This window comes from Kribbella sp. ALI-6-A, assembly GCF_001984195.1.
Lineage (GTDB): Bacteria > Actinomycetota > Actinomycetes > Propionibacteriales > Kribbellaceae > Kribbella.
Genome location: NZ_MTQN01000012.1, coordinates 1,435,221 through 1,459,788 on the forward strand (window position 1 = coordinate 1,435,221; position 24,568 = coordinate 1,459,788).

Below are 24,568 nucleotides of genomic sequence, written 5' to 3' on the forward strand. Positions count from 1 at the left end.
TTCAAGGAAGGTGCGGGTATGAGCAAGCCGCTGGAAGGCAAGGTCGCGCTGGTCGCGGGTGGCACCCGAGCCGCCGGACGCGGCACGGCGATCGCCCTGGGAGAAGCCGGGGCGACCGTCTACGTGACCGGCCGGACCACGCGCACCCAGCAGTCGGAGATGCAGCGGCCGGAGACGATCGAGCAGACCGCCGAGCTGGTCGACCAGGCCGGCGGGCACGGGATCGCGGTGCAGGTCGACCATCTCGAGCAGGATCAGGTCCGCGACCTGGTCGCCCGGATCGAGCGCGAGCAGGGCGCCCTGCACCTCCTGGTGAACGACATCTTCGGCCTGACCACGATGGAGTGGGACAAGACGGTCTGGGAGTCCTCGCTGGACATCGGGCTGCGGACCTTCCGGCTCGCGGTCGAGACACATGCGATCACCAGCCACTTCGCGCTGCCGCTGCTGATCAAGCAGCCCGGCGGCCTGGTGATCGAGATGACCGACGGTACCGACGAGTACAACGCGACCAACTACCGGGTCTCGTTCTTCTACGACCTGGCCAAGGCGGCGGTGAACCGGATGGGCTTCTCCCTCGCGCACGAGCTCGCACCGCACGGCGCCACGGCGCTCTCGCTCACCCCCGGCTGGTTGCGGTCGGAGGCGATGCTCGACGAGTTCGGCGTCACCGAGCAGAACTGGCGGGACGCGACGGAGCGGATCCCGCACTTCGCCATCTCCGAGTCACCCCTGTACGTCGGCCGCGCAGTCGCCGCACTCGCCGCCGACCCGGACGTCGCGCGCTGGAACGGGCAGTCCCTGTCCAGCGGTCAGCTCGCCCAGGTCTACGGCTTCACCGACGTCGACGGCAGTCAGCCGGACGCCTGGCGCTACATCGTCGAGGTCCAGGACCCGGGCAAGCCTGCCGACACCACCGGCTACCGCTGATCGCAGCTCAGATGCGCAGCCTCGACCCGCACACCCAGTTCGGCGGCAAGTCGTAGTACCTCGCGCCGGGACGTGACAGCCACCGCAGGCTCCCGCTCGTACACGTAGACCAGCTCAGGCCATCGGGCCTGAGCTGGATGCACCAGCACGTCCCCAGCCAGCAGTGCTCGATCGGTCAGCACCGACTGGTGCCCTGGAGTGTGCCCGGGCGTCGGCAGCAAGGTGAGCCCGGCCACCGACACCTGTCCGTCCACCGCCCGCAGTTGCGATCCGAGCGGCTCGATCAGGTTCCGGTACGTCGTACTGTCCCGCGCGTGGTCGAGCTCGGCCTGCTGCACCACGTACGTCGCATTGCGGAAGCGCGGCTGGTCGCCATCGGTGTTCCAGCCCGCGTGGTCGAGATGGACATGGGTCAAGATCACCGTGTCGATCTCCGCAGCGCCAACCCCGGCTGACTCGAGCAGCCCGGGTAGTCGGCCCTCCGTACCGAGCCACTGGGCCGCCTCGCCGCCGGCGGGTCCGATGCCGGTGTCCACGAGTACGGCGTGCCGGTCGGTCGTCACCAGGTAGGAGTGGAAGTGCAGGAGCCAGCCGCCATCGGATGCGACGTTGCCCGGCGCCTGCGACTCGGTCCAGCTCTGGTGCTCCGCCGACCAACCGGGCAGTGCATCGCCGATCGGCTCGGGGAACACTGCCACGGCGTCGCACAGCACGGTCACGTCCATCCGGCCATTGTTGGGGCTCAGGGGATCAGCATCCAGGCGCCCAGTGCGGTCATCACCACGGCGATCCCGCCGTCGAGGAACTGCCAGGCGCGGGCCCGGGCGAACACCGGACCGAGCTTGCGCGCGAAGTAGCCGAGCGAGAAGAACCAGAAGAAGCTGCCCGCCACCGCGCCGATTCCGTAGAGCCAGCGGCCGTCCGTGCCGCGCTGGTTCGCCAGGGAGCCGAGCAGGACGACGGTGTCGAGGTAGACGTGCGGGTTGAGATAGGTGAAACCCAGGCAGGTCAGCAGCACGCTGCGCAGGGCGGCCGGGGCGTGATCCGCCGCGGTCAACGTGCTCGGCCGGAACGCGCGGCGGGCCGCGACGGCGGCGTACCCGAAGAGGAACAGCGCACCGGCGTACTTGGTGATGGCGAGGGCCGTCGGGTTGCCGGTGAGCAGTGCGCCGAGGCCGGCGATGCCGCCGGTGATCAGCAGCGCGTCGGACAGCGCGCAGATCAGCACGACCGGCAGCACGAACTCGCGGCGCAGCCCCTGGCGCAGGACGAAGGCGTTCTGCGCGCCGATCGCGACGATCATGGACAAGGTCGTGGCAAAGCCGGCCAGGAGGTTCACACCCTCGACGGTAGGCAGATCGGCGCCGGTAAACCAGCTAAAGATTCTTCAGTGCCATTAGCATCGCTTCATGCAGCTCGACTCCTCCCAGCTGGACACCTTCGCGGCGGTGATCGAGGAAGGCAGTTTCGACGCGGCAGCGCGGCGGTTGCGGATCACGCCGTCCGCGGTCAGTCAGCGGATCAAGGCGCTGGAGAGCCGGGTCGGGCAGGTGCTGATCCAGCGCGGCAAACCGGCCCGGACCACGGCCGCGGGCGACGCGTTGCTGCGGCTGGCCCGGCAGGTGGCGCTGCTCGAGGTCGAGGCGATCGCGGCGATGAAGGGCGCGATGGAGGGCCTGCGCGTGCCGATCGCGGTCAACGCCGACTCCCTCAACGGCTGGTTCCTGCCGGCGCTGCTCGCCGTACCGCGTGAGCTCGTGACGGCGTTCGACCTGCGGCAGGAGGACCAGGACCACTCCGCCGAGTTGCTCCGCGCCGGCGCCGTGCTCGCGGCCGTGACCGCCGACCCGCGACCGGTGCAGGGCTGCCGGGTCGTGCCGCTCGGCCGCATGCGCTACCTGTCGATCGCCACCCCCGAGTACGCCGACCGTTGGCTCACCGGCCGTCCACTCGCCGACGCGCTCGCGGAAGCACCGCTGCTGGTGTTCAACGCGAAGGACATGCTGCAGCACCGGCTGATCCGCAAGGTGACCCGGCGGCGGCTGGATCCGCCGGTGCACTCGATTCCCGCGCCCGGACCGTTCGTCCGGGCGATCCGGCTCGGCCTGGGCTGGGGCATGATCGAGGAAGAAGTGGTCGAAGCCGATCTGGCCGCCGGCCGGCTGGTGGAAGTTGCCCAGGGCAAGTACGTCGACGTGCCGCTGTACTGGCAGTACTGGAAGCTCGACTCGCCGGTGCTCGAGGCGCTGACGGCGGCGGTCCAGCAGGCCGCGGCCGACGGGCTCCGGACCGCCTGAACACGCGTACCAGACGCTTGTCCGAGGCGTCGCTAGGATCGCGGCATGGGTAATCGCGAGGCCTTGCTCGAGGGCGCCAAGCTCTGCCTGCGGGACAAGGGCTACACCCGGACGACCGCACGGGACATCGCGAACGCGGCCGGGGTCAGCCTGGCCGCGATCGGGTACCACTTCGGCTCCAAGGACGCCCTGCTGAACGAGGCGATGCGCCAGGCGCTCGGCGAGTGGAGTGCCGAACTGGGCCGCACGATGAGCGCAGAACCGGCCGCCGGGGGCGCTCCCCAGGATCGCTTCGCCGCGACGTGGGCATCGGTGATCGACACGTTGTCCGACCCGGTGAGCCGCGCGTTGTGGACGACCCAGTTCGAGGTGCTCAGTCAGGGATCACAGCTGCCCGATCTGCTGCAGGCAGTCGCCACTTTGCAAGGCGAGGCACGCGAGAGCCTGGCCACGCTGTTCGGCGTGGCCGAGGAATCCGGTGAGGCGAGCGCGCAGCGGGTCGGATCGTTCCTGCAGGCCCTGCTGCTCGGAGTGGTCGCGCTGACGATGTTCGACCCGGAGCGGGCTCCGCGCGGTGAGGACATCGCCGGTTCCATCCAGCTGATCGCCGCCAAGCTCGCCCGCTAGGCTCACCCCACCCCGGTCGAAAGGTCGTCCCGCTGTGAAGAAGATCGTCGCGATCGCGTTCGGTGTGCTGCTCACCGTCGCCGGCGTGATCTGGACCCTGCAAGGCCTCGGCTACGTCGGCGGCAGCTCGATGACCGGCAGCTCGTTCTGGGCCATCGCCGGTCCGATCGTCGCCGCCCTGGGTGTGTCGCTGCTGTACGTCACCTTTCGCGGGCCTCAGAAACGCTGACCAGTTCCGCCGCGGGCCACCGCAAGGCCATCGGATTGTCGGCTGGGATCAGCCCCGAGGTCATCAGTGTCTTGCTGACCGGGCGCACCAACCGCTCGAGCTGCTCGGCCTTGTCGTCACCGAGCGCCTTCCACCCCTGCTCGGCCAGCCGGTCCGTCGTCGCCTCGACCTCCCGCCGTACGGCGGCCCCTCGCTCGGTCAGCTCGCCGTCGGCACCGAGCAGCCCACGCTCGCGCAGATCTTCCGCGGCTGCGTCCCACTCGTCGTCGCTCCAGCGCCGGTCGCGCTGGTACACGTCCTTCGACGGTCCACCCGACGCGGCGATCGTCAGATTCGCCTGGCACGGGCTGAGCCCCGCGGCGACCAACGCCGCCACATGCCCGTCGCCCCGCGACTCCCGCAGGATCGTCGACGCATGCCACAGCACCAGATGCGCGTCGTTGGGCCAGTCCAGCGCCGCGTTGGCCGCGCCCAACGGCCGGCCGGCAACCGGTGCCTTCTCCGCCGCCTCCCGGCTCACCTCGGCTGCCCGCTGGACGTCCGTACTCGCGACCCAGTCCGGCAGCATCCGCCGCACCGCCGTGTCGACCGCCTGCAGGCGCGCGGCCAGCAACTGTTCCGGCGAGGCGTAGCCCCAGACGTCCGGGACCGCCCGCGCCACCATGCTCGGGTGGAAGTTGTAGAACACGGCGGTGACCACCCCAGCGCCTACCGTCCCCAGTGGGGCCGCACGGCAGCCGAAGTAGCTCATCCACCCGCCCCGCAACCCCAGCTCGTCGGTCGCCCGCCGGGTCTCCGGCGCGAAGTAGGTCACCGCGTGAATCGGCTCCAGCACGCGCCACAGCCGCCGCGCCCGCGTCTCGGTCATCTCCCGATCCAAACACGTTCCTCGTCGCCGCGCGCGGATGCCGTGTCCGGACGGGCTACGGCTGGGGAGTGGACAGCGGGCGGTGCATCACGTGCAGGCCCACGTAACCATGGGTAGGGTGGTGGAAGGCCTCGGGAACGGTGCCGACGATGCCGAAGCCGAGGGACTGCCAGAGGTGGACCGCGGCGGAGTTGGTCTCCACGACGGCGTTGAACTGGATCGCCCGGAAGCCCTGCTCGGTGGCCCAGGTGATCATGTCCGCACAGAGCGTTCGCCCGACGCCCTTGCCGCGTGCGCTGGAGGCGACCATGAAGCTGGCGCTGGCGACGTGGGAACCCGGGCCGGGACGGTTGGGGTACATGTTGGCGCTGCCCACAATGGTGCCCTCGGCATCGATCGCGACGCTGGTGCGGCTGTTGACCGCGCTGGACGGCGACATCCACAGGTCGCGGGCCTGCTCGTCGGTCAGGGCCGGGTCGTAGGCGTAGGTCTCCCCGGCGTCCACGATCTCGCGGAAGAAGGGCAAAATCGACGGCCAGTCCTCGGCGCGGGCGTCCCGCACCCGGATCGTCGTTGTCCCGCCGGCCGATGAAACCGTCACCTGTTCCGCCTTTCCTGGTGGTGATCCCGGGCAGGGATCGATGCGAAAAGCATCACGGTGTGGGCGGCGGATGCCAACTCCTTTGTGCGGAACCGAATAGAATCAGCGGGGATGACGAACTCCACGGTCCACGGGTTGCCGCGCTGGAGTCTGGCCGTGCCCCCGCTCGCGCTCGTCGTACTGGTGCTGTCCTGGGGGCGGGATCTCGGGGCGGTCCTGCTGGTGCTGGTGTGCGCCGGGCTGGGCGCGGCGGTGATCGCCGCGGTGCACCACGCCGAGGTCGTCGCGCACCGGGTGGGTGAACCGTTCGGCACGCTGATCCTCGCGCTGGCCGTGACGGTGATCGAGGTCGCGCTGATTGTCACGCTGATGGCCTCCGGCGGTGACAAGGCCGCGTCGCTGGCGCGCGACACCGTGTTCGCCGCGGTGATGATCACCTGCAACGGGATCCTCGGGTTGTCGCTCGTGGTCGGCTCGCTGCGGCACCGGACCCAGCAGTTCCGCGTGCACGCCTCGGGCAGTGCGCTGGCGGTGATGACCGCGCTGGTCACGCTCAGCCTGGTGCTGCCGACGTTCACCACCAGTACGCCGGGCGCGACCTTCAGCGGGGCGCAGCTCGCGTTCGCCGGTGTGGTGTCGCTGGTGATGTACGGCGTGTTCGTGTTCGTGCAGACGATCCGGCATCGCGACTACTTCCTCCCGGTCGAGCACGCGACGGACAGCGATTCCGAGGTCGCCGTGGAAGCCGTGGACCAGGAGGACGACGAGGAGGCGCACGCCGCCGCACCGAGCGGCAGGGTGGCGCTGATCAGCCTGGCGCTGCTGTTCGCCTGCCTGGTCGCCGTGGTCGGCCTCGCGAAGACGGTGTCACCGAAGCTGGAGGCCGCGGTCGAGTCGGCCGGGGCTCCACTCGCCGTGGTCGGTGTGGTCATCGCTCTGCTCGTGCTGCTGCCGGAAACCGTCGCCGCCGTCCGGGCCGCGTTGCGGAACCGGCTGCAGACCAGCCTCAACCTGGCGCTCGGCTCCGCGCTCGCGAGCATCGGGCTGACGATCCCGGCGATCGCGGTCGCGTCGATCTGGCTCAGCGGTCCGCTCGTGCTCGGTCTCGGCGGCAAGGAGATGGTGCTGTTCGCCCTGACCGTGGTGATCAGCCAACTCACGCTGGCGACCGGCCGGGCGACCCTGTTGCAAGGCGCCGTCCACCTGATGGTGTTCAGCGCCTTCCTCTTCCTGGCCGTCAGTCCGTGATCCAGCCCGGGGAAGTTGCCCGCAGCAACTTTCAGGGCGCCTGCATCCACCACTCGGTGAACTCGTGCGCCCGCCCGCTACGGTCCAGCCGGACCACCCACAGATTGCTGAACTCGGTCGGCGGATTGGTCAGGTACGTCGTCCAGCCGCGAACGAACCCGACACCGTCGCCGAACCCGAGCACCTCGTACTCGAACGTGGTCTCGCCCGCCGCGTCGGCGACCTCCAGCCAGGCGCGCACGATCTCGTCCCGCCCATGCACCGGCTCCTCGTCGGGCCGCCGGTAGAACACGGCGTCCTCGGTCCACAGCGCGGCGATGTCCTTGGGGTCGTTGGTCTCCCAGGCCCGCCGGTACCGCCCGACCCACTTGTCCAGGTCCTTCTCCCGCATGACTGCATCCTGCCTCGGTCGGCGGTGATCCCGCACGACCACCGCGTTGCCGAGTTTCACTCGCCGGTGCGGCCGTCGATGCGTTCGCGCAGCAGGTCGGCGTGGCCGTTGTGGCGGGCGTACTCCTCGACCATGTGCAGGTAGAGCCACCGCAGCGAGAGTTGTTCGCCGCCGCGCGGGCGGGTGAAGTGGTGGTCGAGGTCGTAGCCGCGAGCGATCGCGTCCGACTCCGCGACCACCTGGTGGAACGTCGCGACGTCGGCTTCCGCGTCCGCGGCCGACACCAGGTCGAAGTCACCGTCCGGGTGCTCGTCCGTCCACAGCTTCAACGCGTCCGCCCGCCCGTCCAGGCAGAGCTGGAACCAGTGGCGCTCCACCTCGGTCAGGTGCCGTACCAGTCCGAGCAGGCTCATCCCGGACGGTTCGACCGCCGGCCGAACCAGGTCGGCGCCGCTCAGCCCGGACACCTTCCAGAGCAGGGTGCCGCGGTGGAAGTCGAGAAATCCCTGCAGCATCGCCCGCTCGTCACCGGTCGACGGGGGATCGGTACGGAACGGCGCGGAGTCGTCGGTCGTCACAGCCAGGACGGTACCGCGACGGACGTCACAAGGAAGGAGAGCCGCGATGCCGTATGCTGGTTGTTGACGGTCCGCCCAGTTCTGCCTCGGACCATTTGGCAGTCGACCCCCCACGCGCCGCGGCCCACGATGCCGCGCCGGGCAGGACGACCTTTTCGACTTTCTTGGAGTACCAGATGGCGGTCAGCCGCCCCATGCCCACGCCCGCGCCCGAATCCAGCTCCGCCCGTCCGGACGGTTCGGCCCGCCCCCGCCGCCGCCGCCGTACAGGTGCCGCAGGCAACCAGTCCGCGGCAGCCGCCCAGCCTGTTGCGCAGAGCAACGACGGCCGCACTCAAGGTGAGCGCCGGCGGCGCTCCGGCGGCGGCAAGAAGCCCGCTGCCGCGCAGCCCGTCGAGACCAGCACCGAGGCGTACGACGACGTCGCGCCACTCGTGGTCCCCGACGACCTGACCTTCACCGACCTCGGTCTGCCCGCCGAGCTCGTCGCCGCGCTGGCCCAGGCCGGCGTCACCAAGCCGTTCCCGATCCAGGCCGCCACGCTGCGGGACTCGCTGGCCGGCCGGGACGTGCTCGGTCGCGGCCGGACCGGTTCCGGCAAGACCTACGCGTTCGTGCTGCCGCTGATCGCCCGGCTCGCCTCCAGCGGCACCCGCCGCCGGCCGAACCAGCCGCGTGCGCTGATCCTGGCGCCGACGCGTGAGCTGGCCACCCAGATCCAGGCCTCGATCACGCCGCTGACCGACGCGTTCGGTCTGCGCACGATGACCATCTTCGGCGGCGTCGGCCACGGCCCGCAGATCACCGGGCTGCGAAAGGGCGTCGACATCGTCGTCGCCTGCCCGGGCCGGCTCGAGGACCACGTCAAGGCCGGGCACGCGAAGCTCGACGCGGTCGAGATCACCGTGCTCGACGAGGCCGACCACATGGCCGACCTCGGCTTCCTGCCCGCCGTCCGGCGGCTGCTCGAGGCGACGTCGGCCGACGCCCAGCGGCTGCTGTTCTCGGCCACGCTGGACGCCGGTGTCGACGTGCTGGTCAAGCGGTTCATGCGCAACCCGGTCACGCACAGCGTCGACTCGGCGCAGTCGCCGGTCTCGAAGATGACCCACCACGTTCTGCACCTGCAGGCCGACAGCCGGCTCCCGGTGCTGGTCGACCTGGCCGCGGCTCCCGGCCGCACGCTGGTCTTCACCCGCACCAAGTACGGCGCCAAGTCGCTCACCAAGAAGCTGATCGCCCAGGGCGTGCCCGCGGTCGAGCTGCACGGCAACCTGTCCCAGGGCGCCCGCACCCGGAACCTGGAGGCGTTCTCGGACGGCTCCGCCCGGACGCTGGTCGCGACCGACATCGCGGCCCGCGGCATTCACGTCGACGACGTCTCGCTGGTGATCCACGCCGACCCGCCGATCGAGCACAAGGCATACCTGCACCGCTCCGGTCGTACGGCGCGGGCCGGCGCCGAAGGCACCGTCGTCACGCTGATGACCGACGACCAGGTCAGCGACGTGCGTGACCTGACCCGCAAGGCCGGGATCTCGCCGAAGGTGACCAAGCTGCGTGTCGGCGACCCGCTGCTGGCCGAGCTCGCCCCGGGTGAGCGGATCTTCGTCGAGCCGCCCGCCAAGTCGGAGAACGACCAGGTTCGCCGTACCGGTGGCGAGTCGTCCGGACGGGGACGTGGCGGCCGCGGCCGGCGCGCGTCCGGGCCGGGCCAGTCCGCCCCCGCCGCTCGCGGCGGATCGAACGGCGGCGGCCGCGCATCCGGCGGCGGAGCTCGTAGCGGTGGCGCACGCGCCGGCTCCGGTGGCGGCGGCCGCGGCGGTTCGGGCGGCCGGAGTGGCTCCGGCGGCGCACCGAAGAGCTACACCACGACCACGCCGGGCACCAGCAGTCGCCCGGCCGGTGCGGCGGCCTTCTCGGCCGGCACCCGCGCGGGCGGCGCCCGCCGCGGTCGCTGACCCACTGACCCCACAGACCGAGCCCAGGCAGCCCATGGCAGCCTGGGCTCGGTTACGTTGAGGGGAGAGTGTGGATGGCTGTCGTACGGACTGTGCTGGGGGATGTGGCGCCTGAGGAGCTCGGCGTCTGCAACTCCCACGACCACCTCTTCTTCCGCAGCGTCATGCTGCCCGGGCAAGAGCTGGACGACTTCGACGCCGCTGTCAGCGAAGCGACGCTGTTCGCGGAGGCCGGCGGACGGACGGTCGTCCAGTGGACTCCGCACGGGCTCGGCCGGCGCGCTGACCTGCTGCCCGAGCTGTCGCAGCAGACCGGTGTTCACGTGGTCGCCGCGACGGGACTGCACCGAGCCGAGCACTACCCAGCGCTGCCGGAGCAGGACCTGGCCGAGCTGTTCGTCCAAGAGCTCACCCAGGGCATCGGCGACAGTGAGGTCCGGGCCGGGCTGATCAAGATCGCCGGCGGCTTCCATGGGCTCGACCAGCACGCCAGGTGGTTCCTCGACGCCGCCGCGGAGGCGCAGCAGGCGACCGGCGCGCCGATCGCGATCCACCACGAGCTGGGGACCGGCGCGGACGCCGTACTGGATCGCCTCGAAGGACACGGGGTCGCGCTCGACCGGATCGTGCTCGGGCATCTGAACCGGTTCCCGGACCATCAGGTGCACCAGGAACTGGCGGCCCGCGGCGCGTTTCTCGCCTTCGACGGACCGTCGCGGGCCAACCACGCCACCGACTGGCGGATGGTGGACTGCCTCGCCGCACTGGCCGAGACCGGGTACGCCGACCGCCTGCTCGTCGGCGGTGACACGACGACGGCCCGCGCCCGCGTCGCGACCGGCGAAGGGCCGGGCATGCCGTACCTGCTGCACACCCTCCGCCCGCGGCTCACGCGACGCCTCGGGCCGGACGTCGTCGACCTGATCTTCGTCGCCAACCCGGCTCGAGCCTTCGCCACCACGTGGACATGACGGCGCGGACTCGCGCGCAGCTCACCGGATGGACCGGCTGCTGAGCGGTACCGTGCGCAGATGAACACCGTCGCGCAGCTCTTCGTCGGCCTGGCCGGCGTGCTGCATCTCGTCTTCTTCGCGCTGGAGAGCCTGCTGTTCCACAAGCCGAGCGTGCAGCAGCGCTTCCGGGTCAGGTCCGAGGCGGAGGCTCAGGCGGCGCGGCCGTGGGCGTTCAACCAGGGCTTCTACAACCTGTTCCTGGCGGCCGGCGCGATCGGCGGCCTGATCGCGGGTGGCGACCGGGGCCACGCGATCGCGCTGTTCTCCAGCGCCTGCATGCTCGGCGCCGGTCTCGTGCTGATCGGCTCCGATCGCCAGATGGCCCGGTCCGCGGCGATCCAGGCCGTACCGCCGCTGCTTGCCCTGGTGCTCGCCGCTGTCCTGTGATCAAGACTTCGAAGCCGCCGGGTTGACTTCAAGTGCACTTCATCTCCGACGCTACTCGGCATGACCACGACGACCACGGCACCTCGTCCGCCCGGAGTTCTCGCCCCGCAGTACCGCGCGCTGACCGTCGGCATGGTGGCGCTGATCACCTTGGTCGCGTTCGAGTCTCTCGCGGTCACGACCGCGATGCCGACCGTCGCGCAGGCCTTGGACGGCCTGTCGCTGTACGCGCTGGCGTTCGGCGGACCGCTCGCCTCCGGAGTCGTCGCGATGGTTGTCTCCGGCACCTGGTCGGACCTCAAGGGGCCGACCCGGCCGCTCTGGCACGGCACGGGCTGGTTTCTGGCCGGTCTGGTGATCGCCGGGCTCGCGCCGACCATGGAGGTCCTGGTTGTCGGCCGGGTGATCCAGGGATTCGGCGCCGGGCTGCTCACTGTCGCTCTGTACGTCGTGGTCGGCCACCTCTACCCGGCGGAACTGCGGCCGCGGATCTTCGCCGCCTTCGCCACCGGATGGGTCGTTCCGTCGCTGGTCGGGCCGGCGATCGCCGGGCTGATCGTCGAGCACACCGACTGGCGGATCGTTTTCCTCGCCGTACCGGTGCTCGCTGTCCCGGCGGCGCTGATCATGCGGCCGGGGTTGTCCAAGGGTGAGCACGTGGCCCGGTCCGGCAAGCTCTGGAGCCAGCAGGCCTGGTACGCCGTGGGCGCCGCGCTCGGTGTTGGTCTGCTGCACTACGGCGGTCAGCAGCACGGTTCCGTTCAGCTGATCCTGGTCGCGGTCGGCCTGGCGGCGGTGGTCGCGTTCGCGCCGAAGCTGTTGCCGAAGGGCACCTTCACGATCCGCGCCGGGCTCCCGTCGGTGATCGCGCTGCGCGGCCTGGTCGCGGCGGCCGGCTTCGGCGCCGAGGTGTTCCTGCCGTTGATGCTGACCCGGGAGCGCGGTCTGTCCCCGGCGTTCGCGGGGCTGGTGCTGACTGTCAGCGCGCTGAGCTGGACCGCGGCGTCGTGGTACCGGGGCCGGCCGAACCAGCCGTTCGAGCCCCATGTCTTCCTGCAGGCCGGCATGGTCTCGATCCTGCTCGGCATCGCGATCGCGGCCGCCACGCTCGACGACCGGGTGCCGGTCGTGGTCGGCATCCTCGGCTGGGCGCTCACCGGCCTGGGCATGGGGACCGTCTTCCCGACCTTGTCGGTGCTGGTCCTGGAGCACTCCAGCCTGGAGCAGCAAGGCGCGAACAGCTCCGCGCTGCAGCTGAGCGACTCGTTGCTGACAGCAACAGTGCTGGCGATCGGCGGTTCGCTGTTCGCGGCGATCGAGCCGCACGCGCCGACCACCGCATACCTGACCGCCTTCGGCCTGCCGGCCGCCCTGGCGCTGCTCGGCGTGCTCGCCGCCCGGCGGACCCGCGGCTGAGTGGCGACCGTCGTCGCGGCGTACCTGATCGGTTACGCTGCGTTGGTGGATCGTCGCACCCAGGTCACCTCCCCGGCGGAAAGCGCCGCCGCGTGACCACGTTGACCCTGGTCGCCCACGCGCTGACGCCTGGCCTGCGCGGACTCGTTCTCGGTGGCGAGCCCGCGCCCGACCAGGCGAGCCTGGAGACCGCCCGGGATCTGAAGATCACCGCGGACCTGGCGTACTCGGGGCCGGAGCCGGCCGCGATCCTGACCGCCGAGGCGGTCGGGCTCCAGCCGGTCGTGCTCGGCGCACTCCGGGACCGCGAGTACGGCGAGTGGACCGGCCGCGACCTGGAGGACCTGCTGGCCACCGAGACCGATGCGGTCTCGGCGTGGCTCGAGCGGCCCCACACGGCGCCGCCGGGCGGCGAGACGGCCAACGACCTGATCGCCCGCGTCGCCGACTGGCTGGGCGACCTCACCACGGACGCCGACCACGCGGTACGCCGTACGGTCGTCGCCGTGGTGCACCCGGCCGTCGTGCGGGCGGCGGTGCTCTACGCGTTGGAGGCTCCCGCGGAGTCACTGCGGCACGTCGACGTCCGGCCGCTGGCGAGGGTCACCCTTTCCGCGCACGCCACCTCCTGGTCACTCAACCTGCACTGATTCCTCCACGCCGGGACGCTGCCGAATGGCACCCGGTCCGGTTATCGTTCGGCAAAGCATCCCGACGCCCTGAGGATGACGATGACCGACGCGGAACCGCAGTTCGACCAGTTGGTCGCGCGGGTGGCGAGCCTGCCGCCCGCCAAGGCGGCCCGGGAGGTCCGGGCCCACTTCAGCACGCTGCCGGAGCCGGCGGCCAGGGCGCTCGTGACCAGCCGTACCGATCGGCTCGGCGGGCTGGACGGCGTACCGGCCGAGCTGCGGTACCAGGCCAACCACCTGCGACTCGTCGCCGCGCGGGAGAGGCTGCGTGACCGGATCGCCGGCGGACGGGCGTCGCGGGACGAGGTGCTCCGCTTCAACACGCTGACCGAGATGCTGCAGCCGGTCGGTCAGCGGCTGGACGTCGATGCCGAGGGCAACCGGATCGTCGTACCGGTGCACCGGCAGTTCCTGCTGGTGCAGCCCGAGGGACAGGGCCGGATGGTCGAGGTGCTCGGCGATCTCGCCCGGGCCGAGCAGGTCGCCGTCCTGGTGCCCGGGATGAACAACGACCTCGACAAGGTCCGCTCGCAGCTGGCGCGGGCCCAGGACCTGCAGACCGAGGCCGGACCGGGGTCGGCGACCATCGTCTGGCTCGGGTACGACGCTCCGCTCGGACTCGAAGCCGCGATGTCGAAACAGCGCTCGATCGAGGCGGCGCCACTGCTGGCCCGGTTCGCGGCCGGGCTCGACACCGAGGTGGCGCCCGGCACCGACCGGACCCTGATCGGCAACAGCTACGGTGGCCAGGTGGCCGGCCAGGCGATGCTGCGCGAGCAGGTGCGCTTCGACCGGGTGATCCTGACCGGCTGCCCGGGCATCGATCCCGGCGTCCGCAGCGCGGCCGACTTCGTACCGCCCGGCGTACAGCTGTTCGTCGCGCGAGCACCCGGCGACTACATCTCGTACGCCGAACCGCACGGGCCGGACCCCGCGTCGTTCCCCGACGCGATCCGGTTCGAGACCAACGACGGCACGGTGGCCGTGCGCGGACACCTGAGCTACTTCGAGTACGACAGCGAGTCGCTGCGGAACATCGGCCGGATCATCCGCGGCGACCTGGCGGCGGTGACGCGGACGAGCACCACGGCGGAGGAGGAGAGCCGGGTGCTGCCGGGCGTCTCCTGGGCCGAGCCGCTGCGCCAGGCGGCGGCCAGTCCGGCCGCCGTACCGCTGGCCAAGGTGTTCGACGGCGTACGGGCGCTCGGGAAGATCAGCAGCCCGCCGCCGCGGCCTGTCACCGACGGAGTCCGGGCGCGGCGTGCACCGGGCCCAGGAGTCAGCAAACGACCGGAAGGACCCACTCGATGATCACGCTGACGCAGGCCCGCGACCTGTTGCGCGAGGAACTGCTCGCGGTGGCCGCGGCCGCCGTACCGGGACACAACGGCGTCGTCACGCACGACGTGGGGCCGGTGAATCCGCGGGTGCTGGAGGACGGCAGCGGGCCGGCCACGGTCTGCCTGATCACGGTCGAGAACGGCGATCCGGCGGTCGTCGACCCGCAGGGCCAGGTCGCGGCGGCCGTTGCCGCGCTGACCGAGCGCGGCTGGCAAGCGAAGGTCCAGCCGGTCGAGAGCGGGCACCACCGGGCGTCGGCGAACCGCGACGGCTTCGGCATCGTCGTGCACGGCTGGGACGGCGAGTGGCGCCTCACCCTGTCCGGTCAGACCCCGGAGATCACCGGCTAACTGGTGGCTGCGCGTTCGGCGGCCGATCGCAGCACGCAGAACTCGTTGCCCTCCGGGTCGAGCATCACCACGAAGCCGGTGCCGTCGGGCTCGCGGTGATCGTGCTCGATCGTCGCGCCGAGCCCGACCAGCCGCTCGACCTCCTGGTCGCGCGGGATGTCCGGCTCCAGGTCGAGATGCACCCGGTTCTTCGCCCGCTTCTGGTCGTGGTTGCGCTCGAACAGCAGCTTCACCGTTCCGGTGTCCACCGCGGCGTACTTGTCGTCCGGGGCGTCGTCGGCCGGCCGCTGCGCGTCGAACACCTGCAACCAGAAACCGGCCAGCCCGTACGGGTCGGCCGCGTCGAACGTCACTGTTCTCACCGTCGAGGTCATGTCCTCGACGATGCCGTACGGCAGTCCGCCCCGCCACCGGAAAATCGGCGGCGGGGCGGTAACGACGGCGGACGCCGGACCGGCTGGGCGGGCAGCCGGCTGCGGATCAGGCCTGGCGGAGCGTCTGGCGCTGCTTGCCGAGGCCCTGGATCTCGCACTCGACGGTGTCGCCGGGCGCCAGGTACGGGAAGCGGCCGGACAGCGCGACGCCTTCCGGCGTACCGGTGTTGACGATGTCGCCCGGGTCGAGCGTCATGTACTGCGACAGGTCGCGGATCAGCGCGGCGACCGAGAAGATCATGTCGCGGGTGTTGGAGTCCTGCCGGGGCTCACCGTTGACCCAGGACTTCAGGTCCAGCGCCTGCGGGTCGACGACCTCGTCGGCCGGGACCAGCGCCGGGCCGAGCGGGTTGAACGTCTCGCAGCACTTGCCCTTCGACCATTGGCCGCCGGACACCTCCAGCTGGAAGGCGCGCTCGGAGACGTCGTTGGAGACCGCGTACCCGGCGACGCAGGCCAGCGCCTCCTCGTCCGAGGACAGGTAGCGGGCGGTCTTGCCGATCACCACCGCGAGCTCGACCTCCCAGTCGGTCTTGCGGCTGTCCCGCGGCACCAGCACGTCGTCGTACGGGCCGACGACGGTGTTCGGGTGCTTGAAGAAGACGATCGGCTCCTTCGGCGGCTCGGCCCCGGACTCGGCGGCGTGGGCGGCGTAGTTCTGGCCGATGCAGACCACCGCGGCCGGCTTGGCGATCGGGGCACCGACCCGCAGGCCCTCGACATCGGCGGCCGGCAGCGAGCCGGCCTCCAGCGCGGCGCGGGCCCGGGCGATCCCGTCGGCGGCCAGGAAGGTGCCGTCGATCTCGGCGGTGACGGAGCTCAGGTCGTAGGTGGTGCCGTCGGTGCCGCGCACGTAGGGGCGCTCCGCACCGACCGCGCCGAGGCGCAGCAGTTCCACGAAATCTCCTTCAGAGGGGGATCACTGTTGGTCGAACACCGGACGCAGCCGCGCCCGGGAGGCTTCGATGTGCGAACGCATCGCGGCGGCGGCCTGCTCGGGGTCGCCCTTGCGGACCGCGGTGACGACCGCCTTGTGCTCGCGCAGCGCCTGGGTGGCGATGCCGCCGCCGTAGTACAGCCGGAACAGGTGCAGGTGGCAGTGTGTCCGGGCGAAGGACTGCCGGGCCGTCTCGTTGCCGGACAGCTCCAGCACCAGGTCGTGGAAGCGCTGGTCGTGCCCGGCCATCGCCTTGTACGAGTCGTAGTCGGGCCGCTCGGGGACGTCGGTGTAGCTGAGCATCTCGTCCTTGAGCCGGACCAGGTCCTCGGCGGAGCTGCGCTCGGCGGCCCGGCCGGCCGCCCACGGCTCGATGTGCAGCCGGTACTCGAACAGGTCCTCGAACTCGGCCCGGGTCAGCGTCGAGGAGACCCGGTAGCCGCGCAGCGGTTCCTTGATCACCAGGCCGTCGGACTCCAGCCGGGCCAGCGACTCGCGGATCGGGGTCTGGGAGATACCCAGCTCCCGGGTCAGCGCGTCGATGTTCAGCCGGGTGCCCGGCGCGACCACGCTGTCCATGATCAGGCCCTTGACCGTCTCGTAGACGTCGTCGCTCAGTACCTGTCGCTGCGGCAGGCGCGTGAGCTGCCCCGCCAGACCCACATGCGCATCCGTCACCGTCGCTCCTCCCGAAGCCTTCATTCTGCCCGCCCGGCAGGTCGTGCTCAGTCGTTACCCGGGCAAGGGTTGACGCCACCAGTGTGAAGGGGCAGCATCAGGTTCGCAATATCCTATAGGATCTTTGAGGGAGCGCCCCATGCCCAAGTCCGCGTTGTGGTACCGAAGGACAGCCGTCGCCGGCCTGGCCGTGGTCGCCCTGGCCGTCAGCGGCTGCAGCACCAAGAGCTCCAACGACAGTACCGCCGATCCGGCCGGCGACGACGCGTCGACGGGCTCGAGTGGCGGTCCGGTCACCCTCAAGGACGGCTCGAGCGTGAAACTGGCGCTGATCCCGGGCGGTGCGCACCCCTACTTCCAGCCGTGGAAGGCCACCGCCGAGCTGGACAAGACCGAGTTCAAGCTCGGCGACGTCACCTTCGACGAGACCGGCGAATGGGACCAGAGCAAGCAGAACAACGTGATCAGCTCGCTGGCCGCGCGGGGCTTCAACGCGTTCGGCATCTTCGGCGTGTCGCCGACCGACATCAACACCACCTTCGAGGACCTGAAGGCCAAGGGCTTCGCGGTCGGCTCGCTGGCCTCCTGCCCGGCCGGCAACACCAACTCGGCCGACTTCTGCCTGTCCACCGACGTCGAGGCCGCGGCGTACAAGGCGGCCAAGGCGACCATCGACGCGATCGGCGGCGAGGGCACGATCGTGCACCTGACCGGCAACAACGTCGACTCCAACACCCAGCGCCGGATCGCCGGGGTGAAGAAGGCGGTCGGCGAGACCGGCGGCAAGGTGACCGAGCTGCCGGTGGTCACCGACATCGACAAGGACCTGCAGACCGCGCAGAAGGCGGTCGCCGACCTGCTCGCCAGCAAGGGCAAGGAGATCAAGGGCATCGTCACCACGGCGTACAACCCGGCGGTCGCGGCCGCCGACGGCGTGGCCGGCAGCAAGCTGCCGATCAAGGTGGTCGCGATCGACGACGACGCGAAGATCCTGGCCGGGATCAAGTCCGGCGGGGTCTCGGCCACGGTGGCGCAGAACCCGGTCGGTCAGGCCTACGTCGGCGGCTGGCTGCTCGCGCTGCTGGGCTCCAAGCAGTGCACGATGAAATCGCCCGGCGTGATCGTGGACTCCGGCTCGTTCGTGGTCACCAAGGACAACGTCGACACCTACGACGACGAGCGCAAGACCAAGACCAAGGAGCTCCAGACCGAGTTCGCGAGCCAGCTGAGCTGCCAGTGACCGGGCCACTCGTCACCAGGGCCGAGGCGTTCCTGGTCGACCTCGAGGTCGAGACGGTCCGGACCGACGCGGTCCAGGCGTTTCTCAAGCAGGAGACGATCTTCGTCGAGCTGGAGACGTCCGACGGCGGCACCGGACTCGGTTACTCGTACACGATCGGCACCGGCGGTACGGCGGTGCTGGCGATGCTGCGCGACCACTTGCTGCCGCGGCTGGTCGGTGCGGACGCGCGCAACGTCGAAGGGCTCTGGTTCGACCTGTTCGCCTCCACCCGGGCGACCACGGTCGGTGCGATCACCTCGCTCGCGCTGGCCTCGGTCGACACCGCCCTGTGGGACCTGCGCTGCCGCCGGGCCGGTGAACCGCTCTGGCGGCTGGCCGGTGGGTTCCGCCGCAACGTGCCGCTCTACGACACCGAAGGCGGCTGGCTGCACCTGTCGACCGACGAGCTGGTGGCGGGCGCACTCGCGTCGCAGAAGGCAGGCTGGCCCGGCGTGAAGCTCAAGGTCGGCAAGCCGCGGGTGCACGAGGACCTGGAGCGCCTGCACGCCGTACGGGATGCGGTCGGTCCGGCGCTGGACATCATGGTCGACGCGAACCAGTCGATGACCTACCCGGAGGCCAAGCGCCGCGCGCGGGCCTTCGAGCCGCTTGACCTGAGCTGGTTCGAGGAGCCGCTGCCGGCCGACGACCTGACCGGGCACGTCCGGCTGGCCGAGTCGACGTCGATCCCGGTCGCGGTGGGCGAGTCGATGTACTCGATCTCCCAGTTCCGCGAGTACGTCGCCGCGGGCGCGGCCGGCATCGTCCAGGTGGACGTGGCCCGGGTCGGCGGGATCACGCCGTGGCTGAAGGTGGCGCACCTGGCCGAGACCTTCAACCTGGCGGTCTGCCCGCACTTCCTGATGGAGCTGCACGTCAGCCTGACGGCCGCCGTACCGAACGGCCGGTACATCGAGCACATCCCGCAGCTGCGGGCGATCACCCGGACCGAGATGGAGATCTCCGACGGGCACGCGGTCGCGCCGGACGAGCCGGGGCTGGGCATCGACTGGGACCGCGACGCGATCGACGACCGGCGGATCTCGTGAGTGCTCCGGTCTCGGAGACCGCCACCGCGGCCCTCCAGGAACCGGACCAGCCACCTGCACAGCGAGGCGGCAAGACTCCCTGGTGGGCCAACCAGCGGATCGGTCTGCTCGTGCTGGTGGTGCTCCTGGCGACGTTGTTCGGCGTACTGCGGCCTGCGTTCTTCAACCAGCAACTGGTGGTCTTCCCGCTGTTGCGCGACATCGCGATGTTCACGGTGGTCGGCCTCGCGCAGCTGTGCGTGCTGTCGATCGGTCACATGAACCTGGCCGTCGGGCGGATGGCCGCGTTCTCGATGATGATCACCGGCATCTCCTACGACCTGTGGCACTTCAGCCTGTATGCCGGTCTGCTGGTCGGCCTGATCGCCGGCGCGGCGATCGGTGCGCTGGCCGGCTGGGTGATCGCGCGGACCGGGGTCAACTCGTTCGTGGTCACGCTCGCGCTGGACTTCCTGCTGCTCGGCCTGATCCCGCTGGTCTACACCGGGCTGACCGACAACGCGGCGTTCGTCACCAAACCCGACGGCATGCGGGAGATGCGCAACTACTCGCTCGCCGACATCTGCATCGGCAACGTCTGCGGTTCCCCGGCGGTGCCGCAGCTCGCGCTGTTCGCGGTGATCGCGATGGTCGTGGTCGGCTGGATCTACAGCCGGACCAAGCTCGGCCGCGAGCTGCTGATGACCGGTACGTCGGTGAAGGCGGCCGAGCTGTCGGGCATTCCGACCGCGCGGCGGGTGATCACCGCGCACGCGATGTCGGGCTGTCTGGCGGCGCTGGCCGGGTTCATGCTGGCGGTGAGCACCGGGTCGATCAAGGCGACGATCGGCGAGGAGTTCATGCTGCCGTCGTTCCTCGGGCCGATCCTCGGCGGCACGTTGCTGGCCGGTGGGTTCATCTCGGTCTGGGGCACGTTGCTCGGTACGGCGCTGACGTCGGTGATCCGCAAGGGCCTCGACCTGCTCGGGGTCGGGCTGGAGAGCCTGAACATCTATCTCGGCCTGATCCTGCTGGTTGCCTTGAGCACCGATCGGATCCGGACCGTGCTGTCGGAACGGCAGGAGGTGCGACAACGATGAGGCGCTTCGTGAAGACGACCGAGATGACCTTGCTGGTGATCTGCGTGGTGTTCTTCGTCTTCCTGGTGATCGCCTCCGGCGGCGACCTGGTCGGGGCGAATTCCCTGAAAGTGCTGCTTCAGTTCCTTGCCGTGCCCATCCTGATCGGGTTGGCTCAAATGGTGGTCCTCGCCGTGGGCCAGCTGAACCTGGCGGTCGGCGCCGTCGGGGGATTCGCAGCAGTCGCGATGGGGGTGATGATGGCCGATCACGGAGTTCCGGTGCCGCTGGCGTTGCTGATCGGCTTCGTCCTGGCCTCGCTGGCCGGTCTGGCCAACGGGCTGCTCGTCGTGCTGACCCGGATCAACGGGTTCATCGTCACGCTGGCGACGATGACCGTGCTGCTCGGCGTGCAGTACCGACTGGTCGGCACGCGCACGGTCGACGCGTATCCCCAGGGCCTGAAGAGCTTCGGGTCGTACGCCGTGTTCGGTGTCCTGCCGCTGATCTTCCTGGTCGCGCTGCTGGTGGCCGGGCTGCTGTCGGTGATGCTGCGGCGGACCGTGCCGGGGCGGCAGTTGCTGGCCTCGGGGGGAAATCCGATCGCGGCCCGGCTGTCGGGCATCTCGAACGACCGGTCCGTGGTCCTCGCGCACACGCTGTCCGGAGCGATCCTCGGCGTGGCGGCGATCCTGACCGTCGCGTCCTCGCCGGGCGTGAACAAGAGCATCGGCGGCGACTGGCTGCTGCCGTCGTTCGCGGCGCCGATCATCGGCGGTGCCCTGCTCACCGGCGGGTCCGCGGTGGTGCTGGGGACCGTGCTGGCGGCCTTCATCGTCCGGTTCGTCGACACGGCACGAGCTGAGTTCTCGCTCGAGCCGAGCTGGGTGAACTTCGTCGTCGGCACGGTGGTGCTCGGGTCGGTCGTGCTCGGACAGGTCCGGACCCGCCGGCAGTCGCGCCGTACGGTCGTGAAGGCGCCCGACGCGGCGGTGGCGGGACGTGTGTCATGACGTTGTTCGTGGCTGAGCGGGTGGACAAGCTGTTTCCCGGCGTCCGGGCGCTCGACGGGGTGACGCTGGCGCTGGAGGCCGGATCCGTGCACGCGCTGCTCGGCGAGAACGGCGCGGGCAAATCGACGCTGATCAAGGTGATCACCGGGCTCTACCGGCCGGACGGCGGCAAGCTGCTCCTGGACGGGTCGGAGGTCGCCTTCGGATCGCCCCACGAGTCCGCGGCGGCGGGCATCGGCGTGGTGCACCAGGAGCGCAACCTGATTCCGGGCTTCACCGTCGGGGAGAACATCCTGCTCCAGAAGCTGCCGACCTCCCGCGGGCTGGTCGACCGGGCGGCGATCCGCTCCGAGGCCTCCCGGTGGCTGGCGGAGCTCGATCTCGACATCGATCCGGATCAGCCGGTGACCGAGCTGTCGGTCGCGCAGGCACAGCTGGTCGAGATCGCGAAGGCGCTGTCGGTGGAGAGCCGCGTGCTGCTGCTCGACGAACCGACCGCGTCGATCACGCCGAACGAGGCCGACCGGCTGTTCCGGGTCGTCGACAAGCTGAAGAACGACGGGCGCGCGGTGCTGTTCGTCAGCCACAAGCTCGAAGAGGTCTTCCAGATCTGCGACACCGTCACCGTGCTGCGCGACGGGTCGTCGGTGCTGGAGTCCGGCGCGCTGGCCGACCTGACCCGCGACCAGGTCGTCGACCTGATGGTCGGCCGGGTGCACGAGGCGCTCAGCCTGCCGCCGCGGACCGTCGACCGGTCGGTCGATCCGCTGCTGGAGCTGTCCGGCGTCTCGACCGCGACGGGTCACGCCGACATCGACCTGGCGGTGCGGCCGGGCGAGATCGTCGGGCTGTACGGACTGGTCGGCGCCGGCCGCAGCGAGCTGGCCAAGGCCCTGCTCGGGCTGGACCGGATCACTGCCGGCGAGGTGCGGATCCGCGGCCGGGCGGTCCGGATCAAGAACGTGCGCGATGCGCTGCGCAATCACAAGATCGGCTACGTCACCGAGAACCGCAAGGAAGAAGGCGTGTTCCTCGAGCAGTCGGTCAGCCGCAACATCGCCGTCACGATCTGGGACCGGCTGAGCAAACTGCTCGGCTACGTCCCCGCCAAGGCCGAGTCCGCCCTCGTCGCCCGGTACGTCGAACAGCTCGGCATCCGGATCGCGTCGCCGGCCCAGCTGGCCGGCACGCTGTCGGGCGGCAACCAGCAGAAGGTCTCGCTGGCCAAATGGCTCGCCGCGCAGACCGAGATCCTGATCATCGACGAACCCACGGTCGGCATCGACGTCCGGACCAAGGACGCCTTCCACACGCTGATCTGGGACCTGGCCGCCAACGGCCTGGCCATCCTGCTGATCACCTCGGACCTGCCCGAGATGATCACACTGGCCGATCGGGTGGTCGTGATGCGCGACCACCGGGTCCAGGGCGAGGTCGCCAACGACCACGACTACGACCGGATGAGCCAGCAGGTCATCCGCCTGATCCACGCGGAGAGGGCGGTCGCATGATCGGTACGAGAGGTGAAGGAGCCGCATGAGCAGGGTCGACGCGCATCACCACGTCTGGGACCTGGGCGTCCGGGAGCAGAGCTGGATGGCCGGCTCCGCGATGGACCCGATCCGGCGCGACTTCCTGATCGACGACCTGGCTCCGCTCGCCGCGGCCGCCGACATCACGCAGACCGTGCTGGTCCAGACCGTCGGCCTGGCCGCCGAGACCCCGGAGTTCCTGGCCATTGCCGAGAGCAACGACTTGGTGGCCGGGGTGGTCGGCTGGGTCGACCTGACCGCCGACGACGTCGAGGACGCCCTCACCGGTCTGCTGAACCGTCCTGACGGCGAATGGCTGAAGGGAATCCGCCACCAGGTCCACGACGAGCCCGACGTCGAGTGGCTCAACCGTCCCGACGTACGGCGTGGGCTGGCGGTGGTCGCGGAGGCCGGCTTGGTGTACGACCTGCTGACGAAAACTCCGCACCTGCCGGCCGCGCTGGACACGGTCCGCGCGCTGCCGGAGCTGACCTTCGTCGTCGACCACATCTCCAAACCGGAGATCGGCGGCGACCTGGAACCCTGGGCGAGCGGCATCCGGGTTCTGGCCGCCGAGCCCAACGTCACCTGCAAACTCTCCGGCATGGTCACCGAAGCGTCCTGGACCGACTGGACGGTTGCCGACCTCAAGCCGTACGCCGATGTCGTGCTGGAAGCCTTCGGCCCGGATCGCGTGATGTTCGGCTCCGACTGGCCGGTCTGCTTGCTGGCCGCGACCTATGCGGAGGTGGTCCAGGCCGCCGAAGACCTGACCGCCGGGCTGACTCCAGCCGACCGCGATCAGATCTTCGGCGAAACGGCCCGCCGGACCTACCACCTGTAGGCCAGGTGACTCAGTAGCCCGGGAAGACCCGTCGGAGGTCGTCGAGGGTGACCGTTTCGCTGGTCAGGGTCACCGACGACGGGGTGTGGGCCGGAGTGTGGCGGCCGGTGAGCAGGCGGACGACGTACTCGGCCGGGGCGGTCAGTGTGCCGTCGTCGGTGGTGGGCGCGTCGACCAGCTCGACCGAGTCGGTGATCGCCAGGCCGAAGGTCCGGGTGGGATCGGTGGTGTGGACGGTGAGGGTCGCCTTGCCGTCCAACTGGTCGGCCTTGCCGGCCCAGCCGAGCAGACCGCCGACGCTGTCGAGCAGGAGGTCGACGGCCTCGGGGGCGACCGTGGCGGCGGGGTCGAGCGCCACGCGGACGTCCCAGCTGTGCAGGGCGAACTCGTTCAGCCGCATGCCCGCGGCAAACGCGACGTCGACGGGCTCCGGCGTGAAACCGAGGTCGATGCGCAGATCGGCGAGCTGTGCGTCGTCCAGGCCCTCGTACCGCTGGATCAGCTTCTCGTTGGCGGTGAGGAAGTTCGCTGCCTGGTCGGCGGGCGTCATGTTGTCCCAGCGGGCCCAGACCGAGGTGTTGAAGTCCGGCGCGGCCGCACCGCTTCCGTCGATCGCCCGCTCGAGCGCGGCCAGGTTGATCTCGGCGCCGCTGCCGAGGTGGCTGAGCACCTGCGCGACGGTCCAGTCGCTCGCGGCCGACGGGCCGACCAGGTCGTCGGGCCGGAGCCCGCCGACGATCCGGGCAAGGGTGTCATAGCCGGTGCGAAGGGCGCCGATGGCGCTTTCGGCCTTGCTGGTCATCAAGTGTCTC

28 protein-coding genes are annotated in these 24,568 nt (G+C 70.4%); 18 read left to right on the plus strand and 10 right to left on the minus strand.

Annotated elements, in window-relative coordinates:
• Positions 1-18: 18 nt before the first annotated feature.
• A complete protein-coding gene (locus tag BWI15_RS33335) occupies positions 19-930 on the plus strand; it encodes an SDR family oxidoreductase (protein WP_077018477.1) in 912 nt (303 codons plus the stop codon).
• Here BWI15_RS33335 and BWI15_RS33340 read toward each other — a convergent pair.
• On the minus strand, positions 921-1,655 hold the full coding sequence (locus BWI15_RS33340; RefSeq protein ID WP_077018478.1) for an MBL fold metallo-hydrolase: 735 nt from the start codon (positions 1,653-1,655) through the stop codon (positions 921-923). The two genes, BWI15_RS33335 and BWI15_RS33340, sit on opposite strands and share 10 nt — an antisense overlap.
• A 17-nt stretch (positions 1,656-1,672) precedes the next feature.
• Complete coding sequence (locus BWI15_RS33345) at positions 1,673-2,269, minus strand: LysE/ArgO family amino acid transporter (RefSeq protein ID WP_077018479.1); 597 nt, start codon at positions 2,267-2,269, stop codon at positions 1,673-1,675.
• Between the two features lie 70 nt (positions 2,270-2,339).
• On the opposite strand from BWI15_RS33345, the gene BWI15_RS33350 reads away from it, so the two are divergent.
• Genes BWI15_RS33350 through BWI15_RS33360 form a run of 3 tightly spaced genes read left to right on the plus strand, consistent with a single transcriptional unit; the run spans position 2,340 to position 4,083 of the window.
• On the plus strand, positions 2,340-3,227 hold the full coding sequence (locus BWI15_RS33350; protein ID WP_077018480.1) for a LysR family transcriptional regulator ArgP: 888 nt from the start codon (positions 2,340-2,342) through the stop codon (positions 3,225-3,227).
• A gap of 45 nt (positions 3,228-3,272) precedes the next feature.
• Positions 3,273-3,854: a TetR/AcrR family transcriptional regulator gene (locus BWI15_RS33355; RefSeq protein WP_077018481.1), complete on the plus strand. Its 582-nt coding sequence runs from the start codon at positions 3,273-3,275 to the stop codon at positions 3,852-3,854.
• 34 nt (positions 3,855-3,888) lie between these two features.
• Positions 3,889-4,083: a hypothetical protein gene (locus tag BWI15_RS33360; protein WP_077018482.1), complete on the plus strand. Its 195-nt coding sequence runs from the start codon at positions 3,889-3,891 to the stop codon at positions 4,081-4,083.
• On the opposite strand, the gene BWI15_RS33365 is transcribed toward BWI15_RS33360, so the two are convergent.
• Complete coding sequence (locus BWI15_RS33365) at positions 4,055-4,951, minus strand: SCO6745 family protein (RefSeq protein ID WP_077018483.1); 897 nt, start codon at positions 4,949-4,951, stop codon at positions 4,055-4,057. The genes BWI15_RS33360 and BWI15_RS33365 overlap by 29 nt on opposite strands.
• A gap of 55 nt (positions 4,952-5,006) precedes the next feature.
• A complete protein-coding gene (locus tag BWI15_RS33370) occupies positions 5,007-5,552 on the minus strand; it encodes a GNAT family N-acetyltransferase (RefSeq protein WP_237771569.1) in 546 nt (181 codons plus the stop codon).
• Between the two features lie 111 nt (positions 5,553-5,663).
• Here BWI15_RS33370 and BWI15_RS33375 point away from each other — a divergent pair, with 111 nt between their 5' ends.
• A complete protein-coding gene (locus tag BWI15_RS33375; RefSeq protein WP_077018484.1) occupies positions 5,664-6,800 on the plus strand; it encodes a calcium:proton antiporter in 1,137 nt (378 codons plus the stop codon).
• Positions 6,801-6,831: 31 nt separating this feature from the next.
• On the opposite strand, the gene BWI15_RS33380 is transcribed toward BWI15_RS33375, so the two are convergent.
• Positions 6,832-7,191: a YybH family protein gene (locus BWI15_RS33380; RefSeq protein ID WP_077018485.1), complete on the minus strand. Its 360-nt coding sequence runs from the start codon at positions 7,189-7,191 to the stop codon at positions 6,832-6,834.
• Between the two features lie 56 nt (positions 7,192-7,247).
• On the minus strand, positions 7,248-7,769 hold the full coding sequence (locus BWI15_RS33385) for a DinB family protein (RefSeq protein ID WP_077018486.1): 522 nt from the start codon (positions 7,767-7,769) through the stop codon (positions 7,248-7,250).
• Between the two features lie 176 nt (positions 7,770-7,945).
• Here BWI15_RS33385 and BWI15_RS33390 point away from each other — a divergent pair, with 176 nt between their 5' ends.
• The 7 genes from BWI15_RS33390 (at position 7,946) to BWI15_RS33420 (ending at position 14,929) form a co-directional block, all read left to right on the plus strand.
• The gene (locus BWI15_RS33390; RefSeq protein WP_237771570.1) at positions 7,946-9,730 is read left to right on the plus strand and encodes a DEAD/DEAH box helicase; all 1,785 of its coding nucleotides are present in this window, start codon (positions 7,946-7,948) and stop codon (positions 9,728-9,730) included.
• 74 nt (positions 9,731-9,804) lie between these two features.
• Positions 9,805-10,701, plus strand: a complete 897-nt coding sequence (locus BWI15_RS33395; protein ID WP_077019466.1) for a phosphotriesterase family protein — start codon at positions 9,805-9,807, stop codon at positions 10,699-10,701.
• A 60-nt stretch (positions 10,702-10,761) separates the two neighbouring features.
• On the plus strand, positions 10,762-11,130 hold the full coding sequence (locus BWI15_RS33400) for a DUF1304 domain-containing protein (protein ID WP_077018487.1): 369 nt from the start codon (positions 10,762-10,764) through the stop codon (positions 11,128-11,130).
• Positions 11,131-11,190: 60 nt separating this feature from the next.
• On the plus strand, positions 11,191-12,546 hold the full coding sequence (locus BWI15_RS33405) for an MFS transporter (protein WP_077018488.1): 1,356 nt from the start codon (positions 11,191-11,193) through the stop codon (positions 12,544-12,546).
• Between the two features lie 92 nt (positions 12,547-12,638).
• Positions 12,639-13,196, plus strand: coding sequence for a histidine phosphatase family protein (locus BWI15_RS33410; RefSeq protein ID WP_077018489.1), 558 nt, complete (start codon positions 12,639-12,641; stop codon positions 13,194-13,196).
• A gap of 81 nt (positions 13,197-13,277) precedes the next feature.
• Positions 13,278-14,549, plus strand: a complete 1,272-nt coding sequence (locus BWI15_RS33415) for an alpha/beta hydrolase (protein WP_168197414.1) — start codon at positions 13,278-13,280, stop codon at positions 14,547-14,549.
• Positions 14,546-14,929 (plus strand): hypothetical protein, encoded by a 384-nt coding sequence (locus BWI15_RS33420; RefSeq protein ID WP_237771571.1) that lies wholly within the window; start codon positions 14,546-14,548, stop codon positions 14,927-14,929. Before BWI15_RS33415 ends, BWI15_RS33420 begins: the two co-directional genes overlap by 4 nt.
• Here the strand turns inward: BWI15_RS33420 and BWI15_RS33425 are convergent.
• The 3 genes from BWI15_RS33425 to BWI15_RS33435 all read right to left on the minus strand — a co-directional run bounded on the left by BWI15_RS33425 (position 14,926) and on the right by BWI15_RS33435 (position 16,978).
• Positions 14,926-15,303: a VOC family protein gene (locus BWI15_RS33425; RefSeq protein ID WP_077018490.1), complete on the minus strand. Its 378-nt coding sequence runs from the start codon at positions 15,301-15,303 to the stop codon at positions 14,926-14,928. The two genes, BWI15_RS33420 and BWI15_RS33425, sit on opposite strands and share 4 nt — an antisense overlap.
• A gap of 106 nt (positions 15,304-15,409) precedes the next feature.
• Positions 15,410-16,261 (minus strand): fumarylacetoacetate hydrolase family protein, encoded by an 852-nt coding sequence (locus tag BWI15_RS33430; protein ID WP_077018491.1) that lies wholly within the window; start codon positions 16,259-16,261, stop codon positions 15,410-15,412.
• Positions 16,262-16,282: 21 nt separating this feature from the next.
• The gene (locus BWI15_RS33435) at positions 16,283-16,978 is read right to left on the minus strand and encodes a GntR family transcriptional regulator (RefSeq protein ID WP_077018492.1); all 696 of its coding nucleotides are present in this window, start codon (positions 16,976-16,978) and stop codon (positions 16,283-16,285) included.
• Positions 16,979-17,117: 139 nt separating this feature from the next.
• Between BWI15_RS33435 and BWI15_RS33440 the strand changes: the two genes are divergently transcribed.
• The 6 genes from BWI15_RS33440 to BWI15_RS33465 are packed head-to-tail and all read left to right on the plus strand — an operon-like array spanning position 17,118 to position 23,756.
• Positions 17,118-18,218, plus strand: coding sequence for a sugar ABC transporter substrate-binding protein (locus BWI15_RS33440; protein ID WP_077018493.1), 1,101 nt, complete (start codon positions 17,118-17,120; stop codon positions 18,216-18,218).
• Complete coding sequence (locus tag BWI15_RS33445; RefSeq protein WP_077018494.1) at positions 18,215-19,309, plus strand: mandelate racemase/muconate lactonizing enzyme family protein; 1,095 nt, start codon at positions 18,215-18,217, stop codon at positions 19,307-19,309. The genes BWI15_RS33440 and BWI15_RS33445 overlap by 4 nt, the downstream gene beginning before the upstream one ends.
• Positions 19,306-20,388: an ABC transporter permease gene (locus tag BWI15_RS33450; RefSeq protein WP_077018495.1), complete on the plus strand. Its 1,083-nt coding sequence runs from the start codon at positions 19,306-19,308 to the stop codon at positions 20,386-20,388. Before BWI15_RS33445 ends, BWI15_RS33450 begins: the two co-directional genes overlap by 4 nt.
• Positions 20,385-21,380, plus strand: a complete 996-nt coding sequence (locus BWI15_RS33455) for an ABC transporter permease (RefSeq protein ID WP_077018496.1) — start codon at positions 20,385-20,387, stop codon at positions 21,378-21,380. Before BWI15_RS33450 ends, BWI15_RS33455 begins: the two co-directional genes overlap by 4 nt.
• On the plus strand, positions 21,377-22,891 hold the full coding sequence (locus BWI15_RS33460) for a sugar ABC transporter ATP-binding protein (protein ID WP_077018497.1): 1,515 nt from the start codon (positions 21,377-21,379) through the stop codon (positions 22,889-22,891). The genes BWI15_RS33455 and BWI15_RS33460 overlap by 4 nt, the downstream gene beginning before the upstream one ends.
• Before the next feature lie 25 nt (positions 22,892-22,916).
• A complete protein-coding gene (locus tag BWI15_RS33465) occupies positions 22,917-23,756 on the plus strand; it encodes an amidohydrolase family protein (protein WP_077018498.1) in 840 nt (279 codons plus the stop codon).
• A gap of 10 nt (positions 23,757-23,766) precedes the next feature.
• Here BWI15_RS33465 and BWI15_RS33470 read toward each other — a convergent pair whose 3' ends face one another.
• Positions 23,767-24,558 (minus strand): maleylpyruvate isomerase family mycothiol-dependent enzyme, encoded by a 792-nt coding sequence (locus BWI15_RS33470; RefSeq protein ID WP_077018499.1) that lies wholly within the window; start codon positions 24,556-24,558, stop codon positions 23,767-23,769.
• Positions 24,559-24,568: the final 10 nt, after the last annotated feature.

Coding starts and splice junctions, on each gene's coding strand:
- BWI15_RS33335 (WP_077018477.1), top strand. CDS start 19: ATGAGCAAGCCGCTGGAAGGCAAGGTCGCGCTGGTCGCGGGTGGCACC.
- BWI15_RS33340 (WP_077018478.1), bottom strand. CDS start 1,655: ATGGACGTGACCGTGCTGTGCGACGCCGTGGCAGTGTTCCCCGAGCCG.
- BWI15_RS33350 (WP_077018480.1), top strand. CDS start 2,340: ATGCAGCTCGACTCCTCCCAGCTGGACACCTTCGCGGCGGTGATCGAG.
- BWI15_RS33355 (WP_077018481.1), top strand. CDS start 3,273: ATGGGTAATCGCGAGGCCTTGCTCGAGGGCGCCAAGCTCTGCCTGCGG.
- BWI15_RS33365 (WP_077018483.1), bottom strand. CDS start 4,951: ATGACCGAGACGCGGGCGCGGCGGCTGTGGCGCGTGCTGGAGCCGATT.
- BWI15_RS33375 (WP_077018484.1), top strand. CDS start 5,664: ATGACGAACTCCACGGTCCACGGGTTGCCGCGCTGGAGTCTGGCCGTG.
- BWI15_RS33380 (WP_077018485.1), bottom strand. CDS start 7,191: ATGCGGGAGAAGGACCTGGACAAGTGGGTCGGGCGGTACCGGCGGGCC.
- BWI15_RS33390 (WP_237771570.1), top strand. CDS start 7,946: ATGGCGGTCAGCCGCCCCATGCCCACGCCCGCGCCCGAATCCAGCTCC.
- BWI15_RS33395 (WP_077019466.1), top strand. CDS start 9,805: ATGGCTGTCGTACGGACTGTGCTGGGGGATGTGGCGCCTGAGGAGCTC.
- BWI15_RS33400 (WP_077018487.1), top strand. CDS start 10,762: ATGAACACCGTCGCGCAGCTCTTCGTCGGCCTGGCCGGCGTGCTGCAT.
- BWI15_RS33405 (WP_077018488.1), top strand. CDS start 11,191: ATGACCACGACGACCACGGCACCTCGTCCGCCCGGAGTTCTCGCCCCG.
- BWI15_RS33415 (WP_168197414.1), top strand. CDS start 13,278: ATGACCGACGCGGAACCGCAGTTCGACCAGTTGGTCGCGCGGGTGGCG.
- BWI15_RS33420 (WP_237771571.1), top strand. CDS start 14,546: ATGATCACGCTGACGCAGGCCCGCGACCTGTTGCGCGAGGAACTGCTC.
- BWI15_RS33425 (WP_077018490.1), bottom strand. CDS start 15,303: ATGACCTCGACGGTGAGAACAGTGACGTTCGACGCGGCCGACCCGTAC.
- BWI15_RS33440 (WP_077018493.1), top strand. CDS start 17,118: ATGCCCAAGTCCGCGTTGTGGTACCGAAGGACAGCCGTCGCCGGCCTG.
- BWI15_RS33455 (WP_077018496.1), top strand. CDS start 20,385: ATGAGGCGCTTCGTGAAGACGACCGAGATGACCTTGCTGGTGATCTGC.
- BWI15_RS33460 (WP_077018497.1), top strand. CDS start 21,377: ATGACGTTGTTCGTGGCTGAGCGGGTGGACAAGCTGTTTCCCGGCGTC.
- BWI15_RS33465 (WP_077018498.1), top strand. CDS start 22,917: ATGAGCAGGGTCGACGCGCATCACCACGTCTGGGACCTGGGCGTCCGG.
- BWI15_RS33470 (WP_077018499.1), bottom strand. CDS start 24,558: ATGACCAGCAAGGCCGAAAGCGCCATCGGCGCCCTTCGCACCGGCTAT.